The sequence below is a fragment of the Achromobacter sp. FW305-C-28 genome, from assembly GCF_058783235.1.
This window is the reverse complement of record NZ_JBYSYL010000002.1, coordinates 305702-325127: the sequence shown is the minus strand read 5'-3', so window position 1 is coordinate 325127 and position 19426 is coordinate 305702. Positions and strand designations below refer to the sequence as shown.

The window sequence follows — 19426 nt, the reverse complement described above, 5'->3', positions numbered from 1 at the left end:
GGCTGCTCTCCACCATGACCGCCGAAATCCTTACCTCCCTGCGCGAACGCATCCAGGAATCCCGGCGGGCCGCGGTGGCGCAGTTCCGCGAACACGAACGCCCCGACACGCTGCTGGGCGACCTGCGCCGCATCGTCGACGCGGCGCTGCGCGACCTGGTCAAGCACTGCCCGCTGCCGCTGGGCGCCTCACTGGCCGCCGTGGGCGGCTATGGCCGCGGCGAGCTGTATCCGCATTCCGACGTGGACCTGCTGATCCTCTTGCCCCACGTGCCCACCGCCGAAGACGAATCCGCCATCGAACGCCTGGTGGCCGCGCTCTGGGACCTGGGCCTGGAGCCCGGCCACAGCGTGCGCACCATCGAAGACTGCGAGCGCGAGGCCGATGCCGACATCACGGTGGAAACCGCGCTGCTCGAATCGCGCTGGCTGGCGGGCAGCCGCGTGCTGATGAGGAAATTCGACGCGGCCACCAAATCGCGGCTGGATCCGCGCGCGTTCTTTCGCGCCAAGCGCGTTGAAATGCAGCAGCGCCACGCCCGCTACCACGACACACCCTACGCGCTGGAACCGAACTGCAAGGAATCGCCCGGGGGCCTGCGCGACCTGCAGGTCATCCTGTGGATGGCACGCGCGGCAGGCTTTGGCAACAACTGGCGCGCGGTGGCCCAGGCCGGGCTGCTGACCTCGTCCGAGGCGCGCGACCTGCGCAAGGCGGAACAGGCGTTCAAGCGCCTGCGCATCGAATTGCACCTGCTGTCGAACCGCCGCGAAGACCGCGTCCTGTTCGACCTGCAACCGGCCCTGGCCGAGGTTTACGGCATCCATGCCACCGCCACGCGGCGCGGCAGCGAACTGCTGATGCAGCGCTATTACTGGGCCGCGCGCCTGGTGACGCAGCTGAACGGCATCCTGGTGCAGAACATCGAAGAACGGCTGTTTCCGCGCCCCGACAGCGATGCGCGCGACATCGACGACGACTTCCGCAACCTGCGCGACCGCCTGGACATCATTCGCGACGATGGCTTCGAGCGCAACCCGACGCTGCTGCTGCGCGCCTTCCTGGTAATGCAGCAGCACCCCGAGCTGACCGGCATGTCGGCCCGCACGCTGCGCGCCATCTGGCATTCGCGCCACCGCATCGACGCGCAGTTCCGCCGCAATCCGGTCAACCGCAAGCTGTTCCTGCAGATCCTGCAGCAGCCGCGCGGCATCGTGCACGAACTGCGCCGCATGACCATGCTGAACATCCTGCCGCGCTACCTGCCGGTGTTCCGGCGCATCGTCGGCCAGATGCAACACGACCTGTTCCATGCCTACACGGTGGACCAGCACACGCTGGCCGTGGTGCGCAACCTGCGCCGCTTCACGATGCCCGAGCACGCCCAGGAGTATCCGCTGGCCAGCCAGTTGATCGCCGGGCTGGACCGCCACTGGCTGCTGTACGTGGCGGCGCTGTTCCACGACATCGCCAAGGGCCGCGGCGGCGACCACTCCGAACTGGGCGCGCGCGAAGTGCGCAAGTTCGCGCAAGACCACGGCATGGAGCCCGAAGACACCCGACTGGTGGAATTCCTGGTGCGCCAGCATTTGCTGATGTCGGCCGTGGCGCAAAAGCGCGACCTGTCCGACCCGGCCGTCATCCAGGACTTCGCCGCCACCGTGAAAGACGAGCGCCACCTGACGGCGCTGTACCTGCTGACGGTGGCCGACATCCGCGGCACCAGCCCGAAGGTCTGGAATGCGTGGAAGGGCAAGCTGCTCGAAGACCTGTACAAGCTGACCCTGGCCGCCCTGGGCGGCGCCCACGCCGACGCCCACACGGTGCTGACCGAACGCAAGGAAGAAGCCGCCCGCCTGACGCGCCTGGCCGGGTTGCGCGACGACGCCCGCGAGGCTTTCTGGAACCAGCTGGACGTGGCGTATTTCCTGCGCCACGACGCCTCGGACATCGCCTGGCACACCCGCCACCTGTACCACCAGGTGGCGCCGGCCCAGGCGGTGGTGCGCGCCCGCCCCACCGAGCAGGGCGAAGGCCTGCAGATCATGGTGTACACCCGCGACGCGCCCGACCTGTTCGTGGCCATCTGCGGCTATTTCGACGCCAAGTCGCTGTCGGTGCAGGATGCGCGCATCCACACCACCCGCCACGGCTGGGCGCTGGACAGCTTCATCGTGCTGCTGCCCGAAGGCGCCAGCGATCTGCGGGCCCAGGCCACCCTCGTCGAACATGAACTGGCCGAGCGCCTGAAAGACACCCGGGCGGCACAGGCCCAGCCCAGCCGCGGCGGCTATTACGGCCGCGGCCGCCAGTCGCGCATGTCGCGGGTGTTTCCGATCATGCCGCAGGCCGAACTGCAGCCCGACGAACGCAGCACCTCGTGGCGCCTGTCGGTCACCGCGACCGACCGCCCCGGCCTGCTGCACGCCCTGGCGCGGGTCTTTGCCCAGCATGAAGTCAACCTGCTGATGGCCAAGATCATGACGCTGGGCGACCGGGTCGAAGACGTCTTCATCGTCGACGGCTCGGCGCTGGCGCGCCCGCGCAGCCAGATGCAGTTCGAACGCGACATCCTGGACGCGCTGGCCGGCGACGACGCGCGCCAGCAGGCGGCCTGACTCCCTGCCCGCACGCCGGCCGCCGCGGCCCCGTGCGGGCCGGCAACGGCCCCGCATCGCCAGACCGCCGCTGACCGCATACAATCCGGTTTTCGGCTTGGCGATGCCCTGCGATGGAGCTCAACGAATACTTGCGTGTCCTGGGTACCAGCTTCTTTTTCGCGCTGGCGACCTTGTTGCCATTCCTGAATCCGCCGGCAATCGCCCCCATCTTCCTGTCACTGACCGAAGGCGCGTCATCGGCCACCCGGACGGTGCTGGCCAAGCGGGTTGCCGTGAATGTCGGGCTGATGCTGATCGTGGCCATGGTGGCCGGCAACGTGCTGCTGAGCTTTTTCGGCATTTCGCTGTCGATCGTGCGGGTGGGCGGCGGCCTGCTGGTCATCGCCAGCGCCTGGCGCCTGGTCAATTCGCCCGACGCCGACACCGAACGCGTGGCCCGCATGGCCGAATCGTTCACCCCCGAAATGGCCAAGGCGCGGGCGTTCTACCCGCTGACCTTTCCCATCAGCTGCGGCCCGGGCTCGATCGCCGCGGCCATCACCGTGGGTGTGTCGCTGCGCGACCAGAACCACGTGCTGAGCCTGCTGCGGCTGGGCGGGTCGATTCCCGGCATCATCGTCGTGTCGCTGACGCTGTATGTGTGCCTGCGCTTTGCGGCGCAGATGCTGCACCGGCTGGGCGACAATGGCACCGCCGTGTTCATGCGCATGTCCGCCTTCATCATGCTGTGCCTGGGCGTGCAGATCTTCTGGGAAGGCTCGCGTGAACTGCTGCTGGGCGTGTTGCAGCAAGGCATGCAACCAATTCCGATTCCCAAGGCCTAAGCCCTGCCTGGTCCGCCGTCCCGGCGCGTCGCACCCCACCCGGGCTACCGCGACCGGGGCTTACCGTTTGAACCCTTAACGCAGAATCACCATGACTTCCCGCTCAGAACGCCTGCTTCGCCTGATCGCCCTCTTCTGCTTCGGCGCCGTGGGCATTGCCCTGATTTCCCAGTACGCCTTCGACATGCCGCCCTGCGCCTGGTGCGTGATGCAGCGCCTGATCTACCTGGTGATCGGCGTCATCGCCCTGGTGGGCGGCTTTGGCGGCGGCCGCGCGCTGACGCGTATCTGCGGCGGCCTGGCCGCCTTGCTGGCCGTCGCCGGCGTGGCAGCGGCGTGGTACCAGTACAGCGTGGCCGCCAAGATGCTGTCGTGCGACCAGACCTTCGCCGACCGCTTCATGACCGGCATTGGCCTGGATGGCAGCGTGCCCTGGCTGTTCGGCATCTACGCCACCTGCATGGACGCCGTGGTGCCGGTGCTGGGCATCGAGTACGCCCTCTGGAGCTTGGCGCTGTTCGTGATTCTGTTCTTCATGGCGCTGCCCGTCGTGTTCGGACGCGGCCGGCCGGGCGCCCTTTGAAGTACCTGACCGGCTACCCCGAATCGCTGTTGGCGCAGGCCCGCACGCTGCTCGACCAGGGCAAGCTGGGGCCGGCGCTCTTGGCCCGCTATCCCGGCGGCGCGCACGACGTGCGTACCGACCGGGCGTTGTACGACTATGTGGTGGACCTGAAGAACACCTATATCCGCAACGGCGCGCCGCTCAGCAAGATCGCGTTCGACAGCAAGATCCACGTGATCCAGCACGCGCTGGGCCAGCACACCTATATTTCGCGCGTGCAAGGCGGCAAGCTCAAGGCCAAGCACGAGATCCGCGTGGCCACGCTGTTCAAGGCGGTGCCCGAGCCATTCCTGAAGATGATCACGGTGCACGAACTGGCCCACCTGAAGGAAAAAGACCACAACAAGGCCTTCTACAACCTGTGCCAGTTGATGGAGCCGCACTACCACCAGTACGAGTTCGACCTGCGGCTGTACCTGACCCATCTTGAGGCCACGCGCCAGCCACTCTGGGATACCCCGGCGCAACAGGCCTGAAAAAAAATCGCCGCCCCTGGGGGCGGCGATTTGCATTGCGGCGCAGCCGCACAAGATCAGACGTCGTTGGCGGCGTAGCCCATGTTGAACTGCAGGCCGCTGGCGGCCTCGTCCTGGCCGGGTTCGGCACGCGACTGGCCCAGGCGAGCCAGGTATTCCGCGGTGATGTCGCCGGTGACGTATTCACCGTCGAAACACGAGGCCTCGAAGCGCGACAGCTTCGGGTTGATGTCGCGCACGGCCTGCTGCATGTCGTGCAGGTCCTGGTAGATCAGGCTGTCGGCGCCGATGGCGCGGGCGATTTCCTCGTCGCTGCGGCCGGTGGCGATGAGTTCGCTCTGCGTGGGCATGTCGATGCCGTAGACGTTGGGGAAGCGCACCGGAGGCGCAGCCGAGGCGAAATACACCTTGTTGGCGCCGGCAGCGCGCGCCATGTCGACGATTTCACGGCTGGTGGTGCCGCGCACGATGGAGTCGTCCACCAGCAGCACGTTCTTGCCCTTGAATTCCATGCCGATGGCATTGAGCTTCTGGCGCACCGATTTACGGCGCACGGCCTGGCCCGGCATGATGAAGGTGCGGCCGACGTAGCGGTTCTTGATGAGGCCTTCGCGGTAGTCCAGGTTCAGGCGTGCGGCCAATTGCATGGCGGCCGGACGCGAAGAGTCGGGAATCGGCATGACCACGTCGATATCGCCCAGGCGCATGTTGCGCGCGACCTTGTCGGCCAGGTATTCACCCATGCGCAGGCGGGCGTCGTACACCGACACGCCGTCGATCAGCGAATCAGGGCGGGCAAAGTAGACGTATTCGAAGATGCACGGCACCAGCTGGGGATTGTCGGCGCACTGGCGGCTGACGAAGCGGCCATCCAGGTCAATGAACACGGCTTCGCCCGGCTCGACGTCGCGCACGAAGGCAAAACCGCTGCCTTCCAGGGCTACGGATTCGGAGGCCACCATCCATTCGACGCCTTCGTTGGTTTCCTGGCGACCGATGCACAGCGGACGGATGCCGTTCGGATCGCGGAAGGCCAACAGGCCGTAGCCGGAGATCTGCGCGACCACGGCGTAGGCGCCGCGCACGCGCTTGTGCAGGGCCGACACGGCGCGGAAGATCGCGTCGTCGTCCAGGGACACGCCGTTGGCGGCAGACTGCAGCTCGTGCGCCAGCACATTCAACAGGACTTCGGAGTCGGAGTTGGTGTTGATGTGGCGGCGGTCGACGCGGTAGAGCGATTCGCGCAGTTCACGCCAGTTGGTCAGGTTGCCATTGGTGGCGAACATGATGCCGAACGGGGCATTGACGTAGAACGGCTGGGCTTCTTCTTCGCTGGCGCTGGAGCCGGCGGTGGGATAACGCACCTGGCCCACGCCGGACGTGCCCGGCAAGGCGCGCATGTTGCGCGTGCGGAATACGTCGCGCACCAGACCGTGCGCCTTGTACATATTGAACTGGTTGCCTTGCGACGTCGCAATGCCCGCGGCGTCCTGCCCGCGATGCTGCAACAGCAGCAAGCTGTCATAGAGCAGCTGGTTGACCGGCCCGCGCCCGATGACCCCTACGATTCCACACATGGTGACATTTCCTGGTTGATGTAAAGCTAATCAATACGGCAGCCAAGTCGCCAGGGACGGCGGCAGCCACGTCTTGATATGTTTGATGGCCTCGATGGCCGAATGCGAAAACATGGCGTCCTGCCACCACGGCTCTTGGGGCAACGGCGTATAGCCGGCGGCGGCGACCAGCGCCAGCACGATCAAGAGACCCCGGGCAAGACCGAACATGCCGCCCAGGCCGTGGTCGGCCGGGCCCAGTCCGGTGCTGCGGATCAAGGCGGCAAGCGTCATGTTGACCAACCCCACGCCGAGCAGCACGATAATGAAAACCACCGCGTACGAGACACCCATGCGCAGCAGCGTCGTTTCAATATAGGGCTCCAGCCAGGTATAGACCGTGGGGCCCCACCATATCGCGGCCACGAAGGCCAGCAGATAGGCAACCAGCGACAGCACCTCTTTGAGCAAGCCGCGCACCAGGCCCAGCACACCCGATACCGCCAGGATGGCCAGCACGACGAAGTCGAAGCCGGTCACTACTGGGCGGCGGCAATGAAACCGTTGTCGTAGCCCAGGGTGCGCAACCGCGCCTGGGCCGCCTGCGCCGCATCACGCGAGGGGAACGGCCCCACGCGCAGGCGGTACTGCTGCTTGCCCCCGATGGAAGCCTGCTCGACGAATGCATTGGTGACGCCGGCCTGGTGCAGCTTGTCCCGGCGCGACTGTGCGTCTTCGGACGTGGTGTAAGCGGCGATCTGCAGCACGAAATTGCCCTTGGCGGCAGCCGGCTTGGGCGCGGGCGTGGCGGCGGCGGGCGCCGAGCGCCCTTCCAGCAGCGCCAGCGCGCGGGCGCCGTCGTCGGAGCGGGTTTCAGGCTTGGGCGCGGCCGGCTTGGGCTCGGGCTTGGTTTCCGGCTTGGGCGGCGTGGACTGGGCCGTGCGCGGCGGCGTGACGGCCGGCGGCGTGACGACAGGCGGCGTCGTAGCCGGCGGCGTGGTCGCGGGCGGCGTGGGGGTCTGCGGCTGCGCCGACGTGACCGGCGGCGGCGTGGGAATATTGGGCGGCTCGTTGGGCGCGGAGCCCTGCGCCGCAGGCGTGGTGGCGGGCGCGGCGCCGGCCTGGGGTTCGCTTACCTGGGGCTGGAACGGCGTGTTGCGGTCCGGCACCCGGATGGGGATGTTGTCGGCAACGGGGACGGGCTGGGAATCCAGCACCATGGGAAGAATGATGACGGCCGCCAGCACCAGCGCGATGGCACCTGCCAGTCTGCGCCGAGCGCGTCCGCGCAGTTCCGCCGCCTGGACCTCGCTAGGCACCGCCGCCCGTTTGGAGGGCTGCGCCTGGTCGGCAGGATCTTTGCGATTGAAAAAACCCATGGGAGAGAATTCCTTGCCTACGTGTTTTTTGCTTACGCCTTGCGGCCCAGCGACTGCAAAACCGAGGCCACGGTGAGAAACGAGCCAAACACCACGATTCTATCATTCTCGCCCGCCCGTTCGCGCGCCGCGGCAAAGGCCAGCGCGGGGTCGGCGTACGCCGACACGCCTGGCGCCTGGCCCCCTGCGGGCGCGGCCGGCAAGGCCGCGGCGACCTGGTCGGCCAGGGCCTGGCCGGTGCCGCCGCGCGGGCCGGGCAGGCCGGCGCAGAACCAGTGGTCGACGCGCGCACCCAGCTTGGCCACGACGCCGGCCAGGTCCTTGTCGTTGAGCATGCCGAACACCGCGTAGGTGTAGGGATGGAAACCCATGTTGTCCAGGTTCTGGGCCAGCACGGCGGCGGCGTGCGGGTTGTGGGCCACGTCCAGGATGATCGTGGGCTGGCCCGGCAGGATCTGGAAGCGGCCGGGCAGCGATGCCTGCAAGAGGCCCTGGCGCACGGCCTGGGCCGGCACCGGCAGGCGGTCGCGCACGGATTCCAGCGCGGCCAGCGCGGCCGAGGCGTTCAGCAGCTGGTTGGCGCCGCGCAGCGCCGGGTACGCCAGTGCGCCGCGGCGTTGTTCGCGTCCGCCGTAAGCCCACTGCTGGCGGTCGCCGGAATAGTTGAAGTCGCGGCCGAACAGCCAGAGATCGGCGCCGATTTTCTCGACGTGGTCCAGCAGCGACTGCGGCGGCACGGGGTCGCTGCAGATGGCGGGCCGGCCGGCGCGGTAGATGTGGGCTTTTTCGAAGCCGATCTTTTCGCGGGTGTCGCCCAGCCAGTCGGTGTGATCCAGGTCGACGCTGGTGACGACGGAACAGTCGGCATCGATGATGTTGACGGCGTCCAGGCGGCCGCCCAGGCCGACTTCAAGCACCACGGCGTCCAGGCGCGACTGGGCAAAGAGACGCAGGATGGCCAGGGTGGTGAATTCGAAGTACGTCAGCGAGGTTTCACCCCGCGCGGCTTCGACAGCGACGAACTGTTCGATCAGGGCCGCGTCGGTGGCGATCTGGCCGTTGACGCGGGCGCGCTCGTTGAAATCGATGAGGTGGGGCGACGTGTACAGCCCGACCTTGTAGCCCGCGGCCAGCAGGATGGCTTCGAGCATGGCGCAGGTGGAGCCCTTGCCATTGGTGCCGCCCACCACGAACTTCACGCCGGACAGTTCCAGGTCCATGCGCTCGGCCACTTCGCGTACGCGGTCCAGACCCATGTCGATGGCCGTGGCGTGGATGGATTCCAGGTATTGCAGCCAGTCGGACAGGGTGGCGGAAGCGTCGGGCGTGCGGGCAGAAGGCATGTCGGGGTCGCAAAGGAAGTCAGCCTGCAATTTTACCAGTGCACGGCCCGTGTTTTCCCTAATCCCCCAGAGAGCGCAGCGGTATGTCCAAGGAAAAACCCCTTGCCGATGTTTTTTTCATACGTGAAAATAAATTCACATATGAAAATCTAAAAGGAAGAGACATGACGCAGCCAAAGACCCCGGCCTGGCTGGTCCGGGAAGCGGACGTTCCCGGCTACCACCCCGCCAACCATACCGGCACGCTGAATCGGCGGTTGATCGGTCCGGACACGGTGGGCGCGCGCGGCGTGGAGGTATTGCTGGGCGTGATAGACAAGGGCAAGGGTGCGCTACCGCACGCCCACCCGGGCATCGAGCAGGTCTGTTACCTGCTGTCGGGCACCGCCCGCGCGCAGGTGCAGGACGAATGGGCTGACATGGGCCCGGGCGACTGCTGCTATTTCCCGCCGGACATCCCGCACGTGTTCACCGTCACCAGCGACGAGCCCGCCCGCCTGCTGGTGATCTATACCCCGCCTTATGAAGAGTCCCCCGACCGCGTGATCCGGAATTTCCCGGCGGCCGACGCCTGAGGCGCCGCGCAGACCGCGGCGATTCAGCCCCCCAGATTCCCCCCAAGAAAACCAGGCAGCGGCCGCAGAGCCGCGCCCGGCATCCCCACCAGGAGACAACCCCATGCAAGCCCTGAGACTATTTGCCGCCCTGCTCGCCAGCGGTGCCACGCTGCTCGCGCAGCCCGCCGCACACGCCGCAACGGACTACCCCAACAAGCCCATCACCCTGATCGTGCCCTTCCCGGCCGGCTCGGGCACCGACGCGGTCGGCCGCATCTTCGGCGTCGAACTGTCGGCCATCCTGGGCCAGCAGGTGGTGGTGGAAAACAAGCCCGGCGCCAATGCCACCATCGCGGCCAGCTACGTGGCGCGGGCACGGCCGGACGGCTACACGCTGTTCGTCACCACCAATACCTCGCACTCGGCCGCCCCCTGGCTGATGAAGAACATTCCCTACGACCCGGTCAAGGATTTCACGCCGATCGCCCGCGGCGGCAACCTGCCGTTCATCCTGGTCGCCAACCCCAAGCGCCCCTGGAAGTCGGTGGCCGACCTGGTGGCCGATGCGCGCCAGCATCCCGGCCGCATCACCTACGCCAGCGGCAACAGCACCGGCATCGTGGCCGGCGCCACGCTGGCCAATCGCGCCAAGATCGACATCCTGCACGTGCCCTACAAGGGCACTCCGCAAGGCCTGACCGACGTGGTCGGCGGCCAGGTCGACTTCATGTTTACCGACCTGGCATCAGGCCTGCCGTTCGTGCAGTCGGGCCAGTTGCGCGCATTGGCGGTCTCCACCGCCGAGCGCAGCGCGATCGTGCCGGACCTGCCGTCCATGGCCGAATCGGGCGTGCCGGATTTCGACCTGAATTCCTGGAACGGCTATTTCGGCCCGGCCGGCATGCCGCCCGAGGTGGTGGCCAAGCTGAACGACGCCATCAAGCAGGTGGTTGCCAAGCCCGAGGTACGCAAACGCCTGGCCGGCCTGGGCTTTGACGCCTTTTCGAGCACCCCGGAAGCCTTCGCCCAATTCGTCGGCGAACAGCGCGACCTGTGGGGCAAGTTGATTCGCGACGCGGGGATCGAGCAGCAATGAAGCAAGCTTCGAATACGCCCGCAGGCGCAGGCGCGGGCCCCCTGGCCGGCGTGCGCATCCTGGACCTGAGTTCGGTGGTGATGGGGCCCTATGCCACGCAGGTGCTGGCCGACCTGGGCGCCGACGTCATCAAGGTGGAATCGCCCTTGGGCGACAACATGCGGGCGGTCGGCCCCATGCGCAACCCGGGCATGGGTCACCTGTACCTGCACCTGAACCGCAACAAGCGGTCGGTGGTGCTGGACCTGAAGACGCCGGAAGGCCGCGAAGCCTGCCTGCGGCTGGCCGAGAGCTGCGACGCCCTGCTCTTCAACATCCGCCCCCAGGCGATGGCCCGGCTGGGCCTGTCGTATGAAGCGGTGGCGGCGCGCAACCCACGCATCGTCTACCTGGGCGCCTATGGCTTCGGCGAGGCCGGCCCCTATGCCGGCCGCCCCGCCTATGACGACCTGATCCAGGGGCAGACCGGCATCGCCGCACTGTCGGCGCAGCAAAGCGGCGACGTGCCGCGCTATGCGCCGCTGACGCTGGCCGACCGCGCGGTGGGGCTGCACGTGGGCATCGCGCTGGTGTCGGCGGTGCTGCATGCCCGCGCCAGCGGCCACGGCCAGCAAGTGGAGATTCCGATGTTCGAAGGCATGGCGCACCTGGTGCTGGGCGACCACCTGGGCGGGGCCACCTTCGAGCCGCCGCTGGGCCCCACCGGCTATGCGCGCCTGCTGGCTCCGCACCGCCGGCCCTACGCCACCGCTGACGGCTACCTGTGCCTGCTGATCTACAACGACAAGCACTGGCGCAATTTCTTCGACCTGATCGGCCAGCCCGAGCTGGCCGACGACCCGCGCTTTTGCACCCATGGCGCACGGGCGGCGCATATCAGCGAGGTGTACGCCTTTGTCGCCGACGTGATCCGCACGCGGGAGACAAAGGCCTGGCTGACAGACCTGGCGCGCGCCGACATACCGGCCTCCCAGCTGTATACGGTGGACGACCTGCTGCAGGACGAACACCTGACCGCCACCGGCTTCGTGCAGGACGTGGACCACCCCACCGAGGGCCGCCTGCGCACCCCGGCCCCGCTCGGCCGCTATCAAGGCACGCCCACGTCCCTGCGCCGCCCGGCCCCCACGCTGGGCCAACACAGCCGCGAAGTGCTGGCCGAAGCCGGCTACGACGACGCCGGCATCGCCGCCCTGTTCGCCCACCGCATCACCCAAGACGGAACCGACTGATGGACTTTGCATTCACTCCCGACCAATTGGCGCTGCGCGACGCCGTGTCCCGCATCTGCGACCGCTACCCCGACGACTACTGGCTGGAACGCGACCGCGAAGGCGGCTTTCCCGAGCCGCTGCATGCCGACCTGGCGCGCGATGGCTGGCTGGGCATCGCCATGCCGCAGGAATACGGCGGCGCCGGCCTGGGCATGACCGAGGCCGCCCTGATGATGCAGACCATTGCGGCGTCGGGCGCGGGCTTTACCGGGGCATCCGCCGTGCACATGAACATCTTCGGGCTGAACCCCGTGGTGGTGTTCGGCAGCGACGAGCAGCGCGCCCGCTGGCTGGAGCCGCTGATCGCGGGCCGCGAAAAAGCCTGCTTCGCGGTGACGGAGCCGGACGCCGGGCTGGACACCACCAAACTGAGCACCCGCGCGGTGCGCGAAGGCGACGAATACGTGGTGCACGGCCGCAAGATCTGGATCTCGACCGCCCAGGTCGCCACCAAGATGCTGCTGCTGGCCCGCACCACCCCGCTGTCCGAGGTGGCCAAGCCGACCCAGGGCCTGTCGCTGTTCTATACGGACTTGAACCGCGACAAGATCGAGGTGCGCGAGATCGAGAAGATGGGCCGCAAGGCGGTCGACTCGAACATGCTGTTCATCGACGGCCTGCGCATTCCGGTGGCCGACCGCATTGGCGAAGAAGGCCGCGGCTTTGAATACATCCTGCACGGGCTGAACCCCGAACGCATCCTGATCGCGGCCGAAGCCGTGGGCATCGGCCGCGCCGCGCTGGACCGGGCGGTGAAGTATGCCGGCGAACGCACCGTGTTCGGCCGGCCCATCGGCCAGAACCAGGGCATCCAGCACCCCTTGGCGCAAGCCTGGATGCAGCTGGAAGCCGCCGACCTGATGGTGTTCAAGGCGGCCAGCCTGTACGACGCGGGCCAGCCCTGCGGCCCCGCCGCCAACGCCGCCAAGTACCTGGCGGCCGAGGCCGGCTACAACGCCTGCCAGACGGCCGTGATGACGCTGGGGGGCATGGGCTATGCCAAGGAATACCACGTGGAGCGACTGCTGCGAGAGAGCTTCATTCCGCGCATTGCGCCGGTCAGCCCGCAGCTGATCATGTGCTTCATTGCGGAAAAGGTGCTGGGGTTGCCCAAATCGTATTGAAGCTAGGACTGCTGTTCCAGCCCGGTGCACGCCGCCCGCAGGATGCGGGCGTAGTCTTCCTGGTGCGGTTCGATCCGGTAGATCGGGCCGCCCACCGAAATCGCATAGTGTTCGCCCGACAGCGTGACGGGCCAGGCGATGGCGCCGACGTCGGCGATGGATTCGCCGCTGTTCATGAACCAGCCGCGCTGGCGCGATTGGTCCAGGTCGCTCAGGACCGCCTCGCGCGTCACCAGCGTGCGCTCGTTGTAGCGCGTCAGCGGCGTCGCCCCCAGCAGGGCATCCCGGCCGGCGTCGTCCAACAGCGACATCAGGGCCTTACCCAGCGAATTGGCGTGTACGTCCTTGAACTCGCCTGCAACAGGCGCGTATCGGATCGTATGGGGCGAATCCAGCACATCCAGGTAGACCACCCTGCCGTCCTGCGTCAGCTTGGCGAACACGATGGTTTCTCGTGTTGCGTCCCTTAATTCAACCAGACTGGGATAGACGCGGTCCAGCACCGGATCGGCGCGCGCGATGCGCTGCGCCATCGCCAACAGGCGTCCGGTCGGGTAATAGCCCTGGCGACGGCCGGTTTCGTAGAGATAGCCCAGGCCGGTCAGGGTGCGGATCAGGGCCAGGCAACTGGACACCGGCACGTCGAGCAGCCGGGCCAACTCGGACAGCGGCAGCGCGCGCTTTTCGCGGGCGTAGGTTTCGATGATTTCTATGACTCGCAGCGCCGTCTTGACACTCATTGCCCGATCCGAACTGTTTAGCACGTGAAACATCCCGCCCGGCAGGGGGCTAAAGTTCCCCGCCAGGGTGCCGTTATCGTAGCTGAGAATTCCCTGAAAACAGCGCGTTCCTCCGAGACGCCCACCTCGCCGCTGGAGTGATCATGGCCGTAACCCCATTAGCCCCCGCAACGTTCGCGCCGGCGCCTGTCGCCGTGACGCCGGTCGTCGCCGACCCGTCCGTCACCGTCGCGCCGCCCGTAGCGAGCACCAACAGCGGGGGCACCGACTCCGCCACGTCCGAGCAGTCCAACTCGCAGAAGCTGCCGTTGGAAAAAGCGCTGGACGAGATCAACGACCAGATGAAGGCGTGGTCGACCCAATTGCAGTTCGAGATCGACCCGAACGTGCACCAGGTCGTGGTGTCGGTGGTGGACGCCAACACGGGGGACGTCATCCGCACCATCCCCAGCGAAGCCCTGCTCAAGATCGCCAAAATGATCGTGAACATGCAGGGAAATGGCATCAAAACCACGGCTTGATATGGCCCCGGATATTTTCTGATGTGCCCGTTTTGGCGCCATTCGATGACAGAACCATCGAATTAGGCCCGCCTTATGCCCTTACCCGGCCAATCGCCGGCACCCTATTTTTGACAGAATCGCATCGCTAGGAAGGAATTTCACATGGCCTCTATCACTAACCTCGGTTCGGTTTCCGGCTTGCCTCTGGAAAAGATCCTGTCGGACTTGCAGACGGCCGAGGACAAGAAGCTCTCGATCTATACGGATCGCGCGGCCAGCTACAAGACTCGTATCGACGCCTATGCGCAGCTGCAAAGCGCACTGGAAGCGCTGCAAAAGTCCGCTGGCGTGCTCGGCAAGACCGAGACGATGGCTGCTATCAAGGGAAGCGTCACCGGTGGCACCGCCTTGACGGCCTCGGTAGCCGCCGAGGGCGCCGTTGCGGGCCAATACACCATCGAAGTGAAAAACCTGGCGCGCGCGCAAAGCCTGCAATCGGACGCCGTGGCCGACCGCAGCGCCAAGCATGGCGATACCGGCACGTTCGAAATCGAACTGAGCGACGGCACCAAGCGCACCATCGACCTGAAGGGCGACACGTCACTGAATGGCATCGTCAAGGCCATCAACGCCGACGACAAATCCGGCCTGCGCGCTACCGTCATCAACGACGGCAATGGCAACAACTACCTGATGCTGACGGCCAAGGACACCGGCGTACAGGCATCGGTGAAGAACATCACCGTAACCGGCGATCAATCGCTCAAGGACATCCTGAGCTTCAGCACTGCGGCAGACGGCACCACCACCGGCATGACCAACACCAAGGCCGTCGACGCCGAGGTGATCATCAACGGCATCACGGTCAAGAGCGGCTCGAACAACGTTTCGAAGGCCATCGACGGCGTTACGCTGAACCTGACCGAGACGACCCCGGCCGACAAGCCGATCACCCTGAAACTGGAAGCCGACACGTCGGTCGCCAGCAAGGCGGTCCAGGATTTCGTCAAGACCTACAACGCGCTGCAGACGACGATCAAGAATCTGACGGCATTTGATGCCAAGGCGGCCACCAACCAGCCGCTGACCGGCGACGGCACCACGCGCTCGATCCAGTCGTCGATGTCGAATGCGCTGCAGGCAGTTCTCGGTGAAGGCGGAGTACGCTCCCTGGCCGACCTGGGTATCTCCACCGACCCGCAGTCGCGCCAGTTGAAACTGGACCAGACCAAACTGGACAAGGCTCTGACCGAGAGCCCCGCCGACGTCACCAAGCTGCTCACCGGCGATAACGGTCTGGCGAAAAAATTCGACGCCGCCTTCAAAGACGTGCTGGGCACCAACGGCTCGCTCAAGACGCGCACCGACGGCCTGACCAAGAGCATGAGCGATCTGGACGCGCAGCAAAAACGCGCCAAGGCCGCCAGCGATGCCGAAATCGACCAGATGCGCACCCGCTTCGTGGCGCTGGACAAGTTCTACATGCAAATGCAGACCACCGCCAACTACCTGACCCAACAATTTGCGGCGATGAACAAATCGAGCAAATAACCTGTAAAAGATGCATTAATGACTTACGCCGCCCGCCGTCCCACAGGGTCCCACTCTGTCCGCTCCTACGCCGATATCGGCCTGGAAACCCAGGTACTGGGCGCGACCCCAGAGCGGTTGATCACCCTGCTGTATCTGGGGGCCCGGGCGGCTATCGGGCAAGCGCGCATCCACATGCAGGAAGGCCGCATCGCCGAGCGCGGCACGGCCATCTCGAAAGCGATCAAGATCGTTGATGAAGGCTTGAAAACCGGGCTGAACATGGAGGCCGGCGGCGACATCGCCGCCAACCTCGCCCGGCTCTACGATTACATCGTCCGCACGTTGCTGATGGCGAATCTGAAAGCAGATCCCGAGCAGCTCGACATCGCCGACCGCCTGCTGGCGGACCTGGCCGAGGCTTGGCAGACTTCCATCGACCGGCCGGCTGGTGTTGCGCAGCCCTGATGGCCCATTCCACGATTTCAGCCAGCCATCGAACGCCCGAGATTTCCATGACGTCCCTTACCCAGTACTCCTCTCCCATCCTGGAACACTACCAGGAGATCGCTCTCATCACGGGCGAAATGCTGACGGCCGCCCAGGCTGGCGACTGGGATGCGGCAATGGTCCATGGACAGCAATACTGCGAGCTGGTCGAGCGACTGCGCGCCGCCGAACCCAAGGCGCCGCTGGACGAAGCCGGCCGCGCCATGAAGTACGACCTGCTGGTTCGCATCCTGGAAAACGATGCGCTGACGCGTGACCTGGCGCTTCCGCAACTGGCCCGGCTGGGCGAACTGCTCGGCCGCATGAAACGCCAGCAGACCCTGCTTTCAGCCTACGGCTACCAGGCGTCTGAAGAATGAGCGTAGGTCCCGCAGCACTCGGCAACGTCCTGGTGCAGCGGTTGGACGCCGTGCTCGGCACGACCATGTCCGCCGCGAACGCCAACCAGGTTTCGGGCGCGCGGCCCGATGCAGTCAGTCAGCCCGCCGGCCTGGATCGGCCCGGCTCGGCCGATGGCTCTACGCGCGACGCGCGGCAAGGCATCCAGACGGGCGGCGCCCGCGGCGACCGCCCGCCGACCGTTATCGACGCCAAGACCGCCGCCGCGCTGGCGCTGGCCGCACGCGGCCTGGTCACCAGCAGCGACACCACGGCATCGGCCCCGACGACGCTGGGCACCACCGCCCGCGCCATCCTGGCACTGCTGGCCCAGTACCCTGAAGCCGCACCCGCAGTCCAGGGCCGAGCCCCGCTCTGGACGGGCGAGGCGCCCGCCCAACCCGCCGGTACACCGGCACAGCCGGCCGCCGGCCAGCCCGCGGCGCAGCCACCCGCGCAGCCCGGCCAGCCGCCGGCGCAGCCGGGCAGCGCACCGCAAACGGCCCTGCCTGCCAGTACCGCGGCGGCCATGGCGGCCACAGCCGCCGCCGATCCCGCCGCAGACGCGCAAACCGCCGCCAAACCCGGCCGGCCCGCCGGCGCAGGGGATGCACCGACCGGCGCCAAGGGCGCCGACGCCACCCAACACGCCGCCCTGGCAGCGGCCGGCCCGTCGGCCCGCGCGTTGGGCCAGGCGCTGCGCACGGCCTTGCAGACCAGCGGCCTGTTCTACGAATCGCACCTGACCGACATGGTCTTCGGCCGCAGCAATCCAGCCCAGCTGCAACTCGAACCGCAAGCCAGGCTGACCAAGGCCGGCGTGCCGACGGACGCCGACACGGCCCGCCCGCGCGCCGACGCGCCGACCTCGGGCCGCGCCAGCGCCGATGCGCCGGCCACGCCGGGTTCGTCCAGCACGCCCGCGCCCGGCACCCCGGTCAGCGGCATCCACCAGGACCTGACCCTGCTGGTGCGCCAGCAACTGGACGTCCTGGCCAACCAGACCCTGACCTGGCAAGGCGAAGCCTGGCCCGGCACGCCGATGGAATGGGAAGTGGAACGCGAACCCTATGGCGGCGACCCCGATTCGGCCGTGCCCACCTGGGCCACCCGCCTGAAGCTGGACTTGCCGCGCCTGGGCCTGGTCGACGCCCGCCTGAACCTGGCCGGCGATCAGATCGTGCTGCAACTGGTGGCCCCGCACAGCGCCACGGAAATCAATGATTCGTCGGACCAATTGCGGGCGCGCCTGTTGGCGTCCGGCCTGACGCTCAGCCATCTGGTGGTGAACGTGGTGGATCCGCGTCCCGTCATGCCGACGGATTTCTGATGAGCCTCGTTCCACCCTCCGATACCGGCCCGAACGCCAACCGCAACGCGGCCGTCGCCATCTCCTACGACGAAAAAGACGGCGCCCCGCGGGTAGTGGCCAAGGGCTACGGCCAGTTGGCCGACACGATCGTGCGCGCCGCCGAAGAGAACGGGCTGTATGTGCATGAATCCCGCGAGCTGGTCGGCCTGCTGATGCAGGTGGACCTGGATTCGCATATTCCTCCCCAACTCTACGTAGCAGTGGCAGAATTGCTGGCCTGGCTGTACCGCCTGGAATCGCGCGACCTTCCCGACGCCGCGCCGCCTGCCTGACCCCATTTCCCTGAGGACGATCACCGTGTTGGATGCCAGCGATCCGGAATTCCTGCTTACGCGGCCGGAAGACATGCGCGCCGCGTTGTTTGAATTGACGCACCCCGACAGCCACATCCTGGTGCGCGACGCCGCCGACCGCGAGATGGCGGTGCTGGTGCTGGGTGCCGACAAGCAGACCCGCCAGTTCTTCTGGCGGCCGCGCGACTACGCCGGCGCCGACTTCGAACAGTCGGACAGCATGGGGCTGTTGAGCGGCACGACCTTTCATTTCCACGCCACCGCCTATGGCGGCGTGCAGATCCGCTTCCGGGTGCAGCGCCCCGAAGTGATCCATTTCGACGACGGCAGCGCCGCGCTGATGTCGCCGTTTCCCGACCGCCTGGCCCGCATCCAGCGCCGCAAGATGTTCCGCGCGTCGCTGGCCGCCAGCGTCGGCCGCTGCCAGGCCAGCTGGCGCCCTGCCCCCACGGACAAGCCCATCAGTTTTTCGGTGCGCGATATTTCGGTGGACGGCGTCGGCCTGCGGGTCGGCATGGCGGTGCAGGCCCTGCCCGAACGCGGCACGGTGCTGGAAGACGTGCAATTGGATTTCGGCGACCTGGGTCAGCTGAGCGCGCGCCTGGAAGTGCGCAACGTCTACCCGATTTCCGGCCAGCCCATGACCCAGGCGGCGAGCCCGGACGAGCCGGCGCCGGTCCATGTTTCCCTGACGGGCGAACCGCCCATGAGCCACCTGGGCGCGGTCTTCCTGGACCTGAATGCGCGCCAGGAAAACTGGCTGCAGCAAGTGGTCTGGCGGCTAGAGAAAACCGCAAGGTAGACCATGGATCCCCACGCTGCGCGTGGGGATTGACATTACACGGCCATCGACGAAATTTCCTTGTAGGCCGCGACGAGCTTGTTGCGGACCTGGACGGCCGTCTGGAAGCCGATGCTGGCCTTCTGCATGTCGATCATGACGTCATTGAGCGAGATGTCGGGGGCGCCCAGCTCGAAGGCTTTCGCCTGCGCCGATGCGGCGTTCTGGGCGCCGGTGACGCGGCGGATCGAGCGGTGCAACTCGGCGGCGAAACCATCGGGTTGAGCCACCGCCTCGCCGGCGGCCAGATTGCCGGTTTCCGCCTTGCTGACGACCGCGCGCATCTGCTGGAGCATGCTTTCGATGCCGGACAAGCCTGATACAGCCATTACGTTATTCCTTGCTGGTGGGACGACGCCAAAGATGCAAGGAGCGTAACCCCGG

21 protein-coding genes are annotated in these 19426 nt (G+C 66.7%); 15 read left to right on the top strand and 6 right to left on the bottom strand.

Going from position 1 to position 19426, the window contains the following annotated elements:
• Positions 1–14 precede the first annotated feature (14 nt).
• From AC3WMR_RS06430 to AC3WMR_RS06415, 4 genes are all read left to right on the top strand, one after another.
• Positions 15–2618, top strand: coding sequence for a [protein-PII] uridylyltransferase (locus AC3WMR_RS06430; protein WP_175194331.1), 2604 nt, complete (start codon positions 15–17; stop codon positions 2616–2618).
• A gap of 113 nt (positions 2619–2731) precedes the next feature.
• Complete coding sequence (locus tag AC3WMR_RS06425) at positions 2732–3445, top strand: MarC family protein (RefSeq protein ID WP_025138848.1); 714 nt, start codon at positions 2732–2734, stop codon at positions 3443–3445.
• 91 nt (positions 3446–3536) lie between these two features.
• Positions 3537–4028, top strand: a complete 492-nt coding sequence (locus AC3WMR_RS06420; RefSeq protein ID WP_492263726.1) for a disulfide bond formation protein B — start codon at positions 3537–3539, stop codon at positions 4026–4028.
• On the top strand, positions 4025–4546 hold the full coding sequence (locus AC3WMR_RS06415) for a M48 metallopeptidase family protein (protein WP_492263727.1): 522 nt from the start codon (positions 4025–4027) through the stop codon (positions 4544–4546). Before AC3WMR_RS06420 ends, AC3WMR_RS06415 begins: the two co-directional genes overlap by 4 nt.
• Before the next feature lie 56 nt (positions 4547–4602).
• Here AC3WMR_RS06415 and purF read toward each other — a convergent pair whose 3' ends face one another.
• The 4 genes from purF to folC are packed head-to-tail and all read right to left on the bottom strand — an operon-like array spanning position 4603 to position 8824.
• On the bottom strand, positions 4603–6123 hold the full coding sequence (purF, locus tag AC3WMR_RS06410) for an amidophosphoribosyltransferase (protein ID WP_492263728.1): 1521 nt from the start codon (positions 6121–6123) through the stop codon (positions 4603–4605).
• Between the two features lie 30 nt (positions 6124–6153).
• Positions 6154–6642 carry a CvpA family protein gene (locus tag AC3WMR_RS06405; protein WP_025138852.1) on the bottom strand — a complete coding sequence of 163 codons (489 nt, stop codon included), beginning with the start codon at positions 6640–6642 and terminating at the stop codon, positions 6154–6156.
• Complete coding sequence (locus AC3WMR_RS06400) at positions 6642–7481, bottom strand: SPOR domain-containing protein (protein WP_492263729.1); 840 nt, start codon at positions 7479–7481, stop codon at positions 6642–6644. Before AC3WMR_RS06400 ends, AC3WMR_RS06405 begins: the two co-directional genes overlap by 1 nt.
• Positions 7482–7513: 32 nt before the next feature.
• Positions 7514–8824: a bifunctional tetrahydrofolate synthase/dihydrofolate synthase gene (folC, locus tag AC3WMR_RS06395; RefSeq protein WP_492263730.1), complete on the bottom strand. Its 1311-nt coding sequence runs from the start codon at positions 8822–8824 to the stop codon at positions 7514–7516.
• A gap of 164 nt (positions 8825–8988) precedes the next feature.
• On the opposite strand from folC, the gene AC3WMR_RS06390 reads away from it, so the two are divergent.
• The 4 genes from AC3WMR_RS06390 (at position 8989) to AC3WMR_RS06375 (ending at position 12875) form a co-directional block, all read left to right on the top strand.
• Positions 8989–9399 carry a cupin domain-containing protein gene (locus tag AC3WMR_RS06390; protein WP_492263731.1) on the top strand — a complete coding sequence of 137 codons (411 nt, stop codon included), beginning with the start codon at positions 8989–8991 and terminating at the stop codon, positions 9397–9399.
• A gap of 103 nt (positions 9400–9502) precedes the next feature.
• On the top strand, positions 9503–10477 hold the full coding sequence (locus tag AC3WMR_RS06385) for a Bug family tripartite tricarboxylate transporter substrate binding protein (protein ID WP_492263732.1): 975 nt from the start codon (positions 9503–9505) through the stop codon (positions 10475–10477).
• Positions 10474–11709, top strand: coding sequence for a CaiB/BaiF CoA transferase family protein (locus tag AC3WMR_RS06380; protein WP_492263733.1), 1236 nt, complete (start codon positions 10474–10476; stop codon positions 11707–11709). Before AC3WMR_RS06385 ends, AC3WMR_RS06380 begins: the two co-directional genes overlap by 4 nt.
• Positions 11709–12875, top strand: coding sequence for an acyl-CoA dehydrogenase family protein (locus AC3WMR_RS06375; RefSeq protein ID WP_492263734.1), 1167 nt, complete (start codon positions 11709–11711; stop codon positions 12873–12875). The genes AC3WMR_RS06380 and AC3WMR_RS06375 overlap by 1 nt, the downstream gene beginning before the upstream one ends.
• A gap of 2 nt (positions 12876–12877) precedes the next feature.
• Here the strand turns inward: AC3WMR_RS06375 and AC3WMR_RS06370 are convergent, their stop codons facing one another.
• The gene (locus AC3WMR_RS06370; protein WP_492263735.1) at positions 12878–13615 is read right to left on the bottom strand and encodes an IclR family transcriptional regulator; all 738 of its coding nucleotides are present in this window, start codon (positions 13613–13615) and stop codon (positions 12878–12880) included.
• A 143-nt stretch (positions 13616–13758) separates the two neighbouring features.
• On the opposite strand from AC3WMR_RS06370, the gene AC3WMR_RS06365 reads away from it, so the two are divergent.
• The 7 genes from AC3WMR_RS06365 (at position 13759) to AC3WMR_RS06335 (ending at position 19003) form a co-directional block, all read left to right on the top strand.
• The gene (locus AC3WMR_RS06365) at positions 13759–14136 is read left to right on the top strand and encodes a flagellar protein FlaG (protein WP_492263736.1); all 378 of its coding nucleotides are present in this window, start codon (positions 13759–13761) and stop codon (positions 14134–14136) included.
• 144 nt (positions 14137–14280) lie between these two features.
• Positions 14281–15669, top strand: a complete 1389-nt coding sequence (fliD, locus tag AC3WMR_RS06360) for a flagellar filament capping protein FliD (RefSeq protein WP_492263737.1) — start codon at positions 14281–14283, stop codon at positions 15667–15669.
• 18 nt (positions 15670–15687) lie between these two features.
• Positions 15688–16116, top strand: a complete 429-nt coding sequence (fliS, locus tag AC3WMR_RS06355; protein WP_492263738.1) for a flagellar export chaperone FliS — start codon at positions 15688–15690, stop codon at positions 16114–16116.
• Between the two features lie 47 nt (positions 16117–16163).
• The gene (locus AC3WMR_RS06350; protein WP_025138863.1) at positions 16164–16517 is read left to right on the top strand and encodes a flagellar protein FliT; all 354 of its coding nucleotides are present in this window, start codon (positions 16164–16166) and stop codon (positions 16515–16517) included.
• Positions 16514–17866, top strand: a complete 1353-nt coding sequence (gene fliK, locus AC3WMR_RS06345; protein WP_492263739.1) for a flagellar hook-length control protein FliK — start codon at positions 16514–16516, stop codon at positions 17864–17866. Before AC3WMR_RS06350 ends, fliK begins: the two co-directional genes overlap by 4 nt.
• Complete coding sequence (locus tag AC3WMR_RS06340) at positions 17866–18180, top strand: EscU/YscU/HrcU family type III secretion system export apparatus switch protein (protein WP_051593634.1); 315 nt, start codon at positions 17866–17868, stop codon at positions 18178–18180. The genes fliK and AC3WMR_RS06340 overlap by 1 nt, the downstream gene beginning before the upstream one ends.
• Positions 18181–18205: 25 nt before the next feature.
• The gene (locus tag AC3WMR_RS06335; RefSeq protein ID WP_492263740.1) at positions 18206–19003 is read left to right on the top strand and encodes a flagellar brake protein; all 798 of its coding nucleotides are present in this window, start codon (positions 18206–18208) and stop codon (positions 19001–19003) included.
• Between the two features lie 35 nt (positions 19004–19038).
• Here AC3WMR_RS06335 and fliE read toward each other — a convergent pair whose 3' ends face one another.
• Positions 19039–19371, bottom strand: a complete 333-nt coding sequence (gene fliE, locus AC3WMR_RS06330) for a flagellar hook-basal body complex protein FliE (RefSeq protein WP_025138867.1) — start codon at positions 19369–19371, stop codon at positions 19039–19041.
• Between the last annotated feature and the right edge of the window lie 55 nt (positions 19372–19426).

Bases quoted from the DNA above. Each gene is read 5' to 3' on its own strand.
- folC (WP_492263730.1), bottom strand. From the start codon at position 8,824: ATGCCTTCTGCCCGCACGCCCGACGCTTCCGCCACCCTGTCCGACTGG.
- AC3WMR_RS06425 (WP_025138848.1), top strand. From the start codon at position 2,732: ATGGAGCTCAACGAATACTTGCGTGTCCTGGGTACCAGCTTCTTTTTC.
- AC3WMR_RS06385 (WP_492263732.1), top strand. From the start codon at position 9,503: ATGCAAGCCCTGAGACTATTTGCCGCCCTGCTCGCCAGCGGTGCCACG.
- fliK (WP_492263739.1), top strand. From the start codon at position 16,514: ATGAGCGTAGGTCCCGCAGCACTCGGCAACGTCCTGGTGCAGCGGTTG.
- fliS (WP_492263738.1), top strand. From the start codon at position 15,688: ATGACTTACGCCGCCCGCCGTCCCACAGGGTCCCACTCTGTCCGCTCC.
- AC3WMR_RS06380 (WP_492263733.1), top strand. From the start codon at position 10,474: ATGAAGCAAGCTTCGAATACGCCCGCAGGCGCAGGCGCGGGCCCCCTG.
- AC3WMR_RS06340 (WP_051593634.1), top strand. From the start codon at position 17,866: ATGAGCCTCGTTCCACCCTCCGATACCGGCCCGAACGCCAACCGCAAC.
- AC3WMR_RS06420 (WP_492263726.1), top strand. From the start codon at position 3,537: ATGACTTCCCGCTCAGAACGCCTGCTTCGCCTGATCGCCCTCTTCTGC.
- fliE (WP_025138867.1), bottom strand. From the start codon at position 19,371: ATGGCTGTATCAGGCTTGTCCGGCATCGAAAGCATGCTCCAGCAGATG.
- AC3WMR_RS06430 (WP_175194331.1), top strand. From the start codon at position 15: ATGACCGCCGAAATCCTTACCTCCCTGCGCGAACGCATCCAGGAATCC.
- AC3WMR_RS06350 (WP_025138863.1), top strand. From the start codon at position 16,164: ATGACGTCCCTTACCCAGTACTCCTCTCCCATCCTGGAACACTACCAG.
- purF (WP_492263728.1), bottom strand. From the start codon at position 6,123: ATGTGTGGAATCGTAGGGGTCATCGGGCGCGGGCCGGTCAACCAGCTG.
- fliD (WP_492263737.1), top strand. From the start codon at position 14,281: ATGGCCTCTATCACTAACCTCGGTTCGGTTTCCGGCTTGCCTCTGGAA.
- AC3WMR_RS06375 (WP_492263734.1), top strand. From the start codon at position 11,709: ATGGACTTTGCATTCACTCCCGACCAATTGGCGCTGCGCGACGCCGTG.
- AC3WMR_RS06390 (WP_492263731.1), top strand. From the start codon at position 8,989: ATGACGCAGCCAAAGACCCCGGCCTGGCTGGTCCGGGAAGCGGACGTT.
- AC3WMR_RS06370 (WP_492263735.1), bottom strand. From the start codon at position 13,615: ATGAGTGTCAAGACGGCGCTGCGAGTCATAGAAATCATCGAAACCTAC.
- AC3WMR_RS06365 (WP_492263736.1), top strand. From the start codon at position 13,759: ATGGCCGTAACCCCATTAGCCCCCGCAACGTTCGCGCCGGCGCCTGTC.
- AC3WMR_RS06400 (WP_492263729.1), bottom strand. From the start codon at position 7,481: ATGGGTTTTTTCAATCGCAAAGATCCTGCCGACCAGGCGCAGCCCTCC.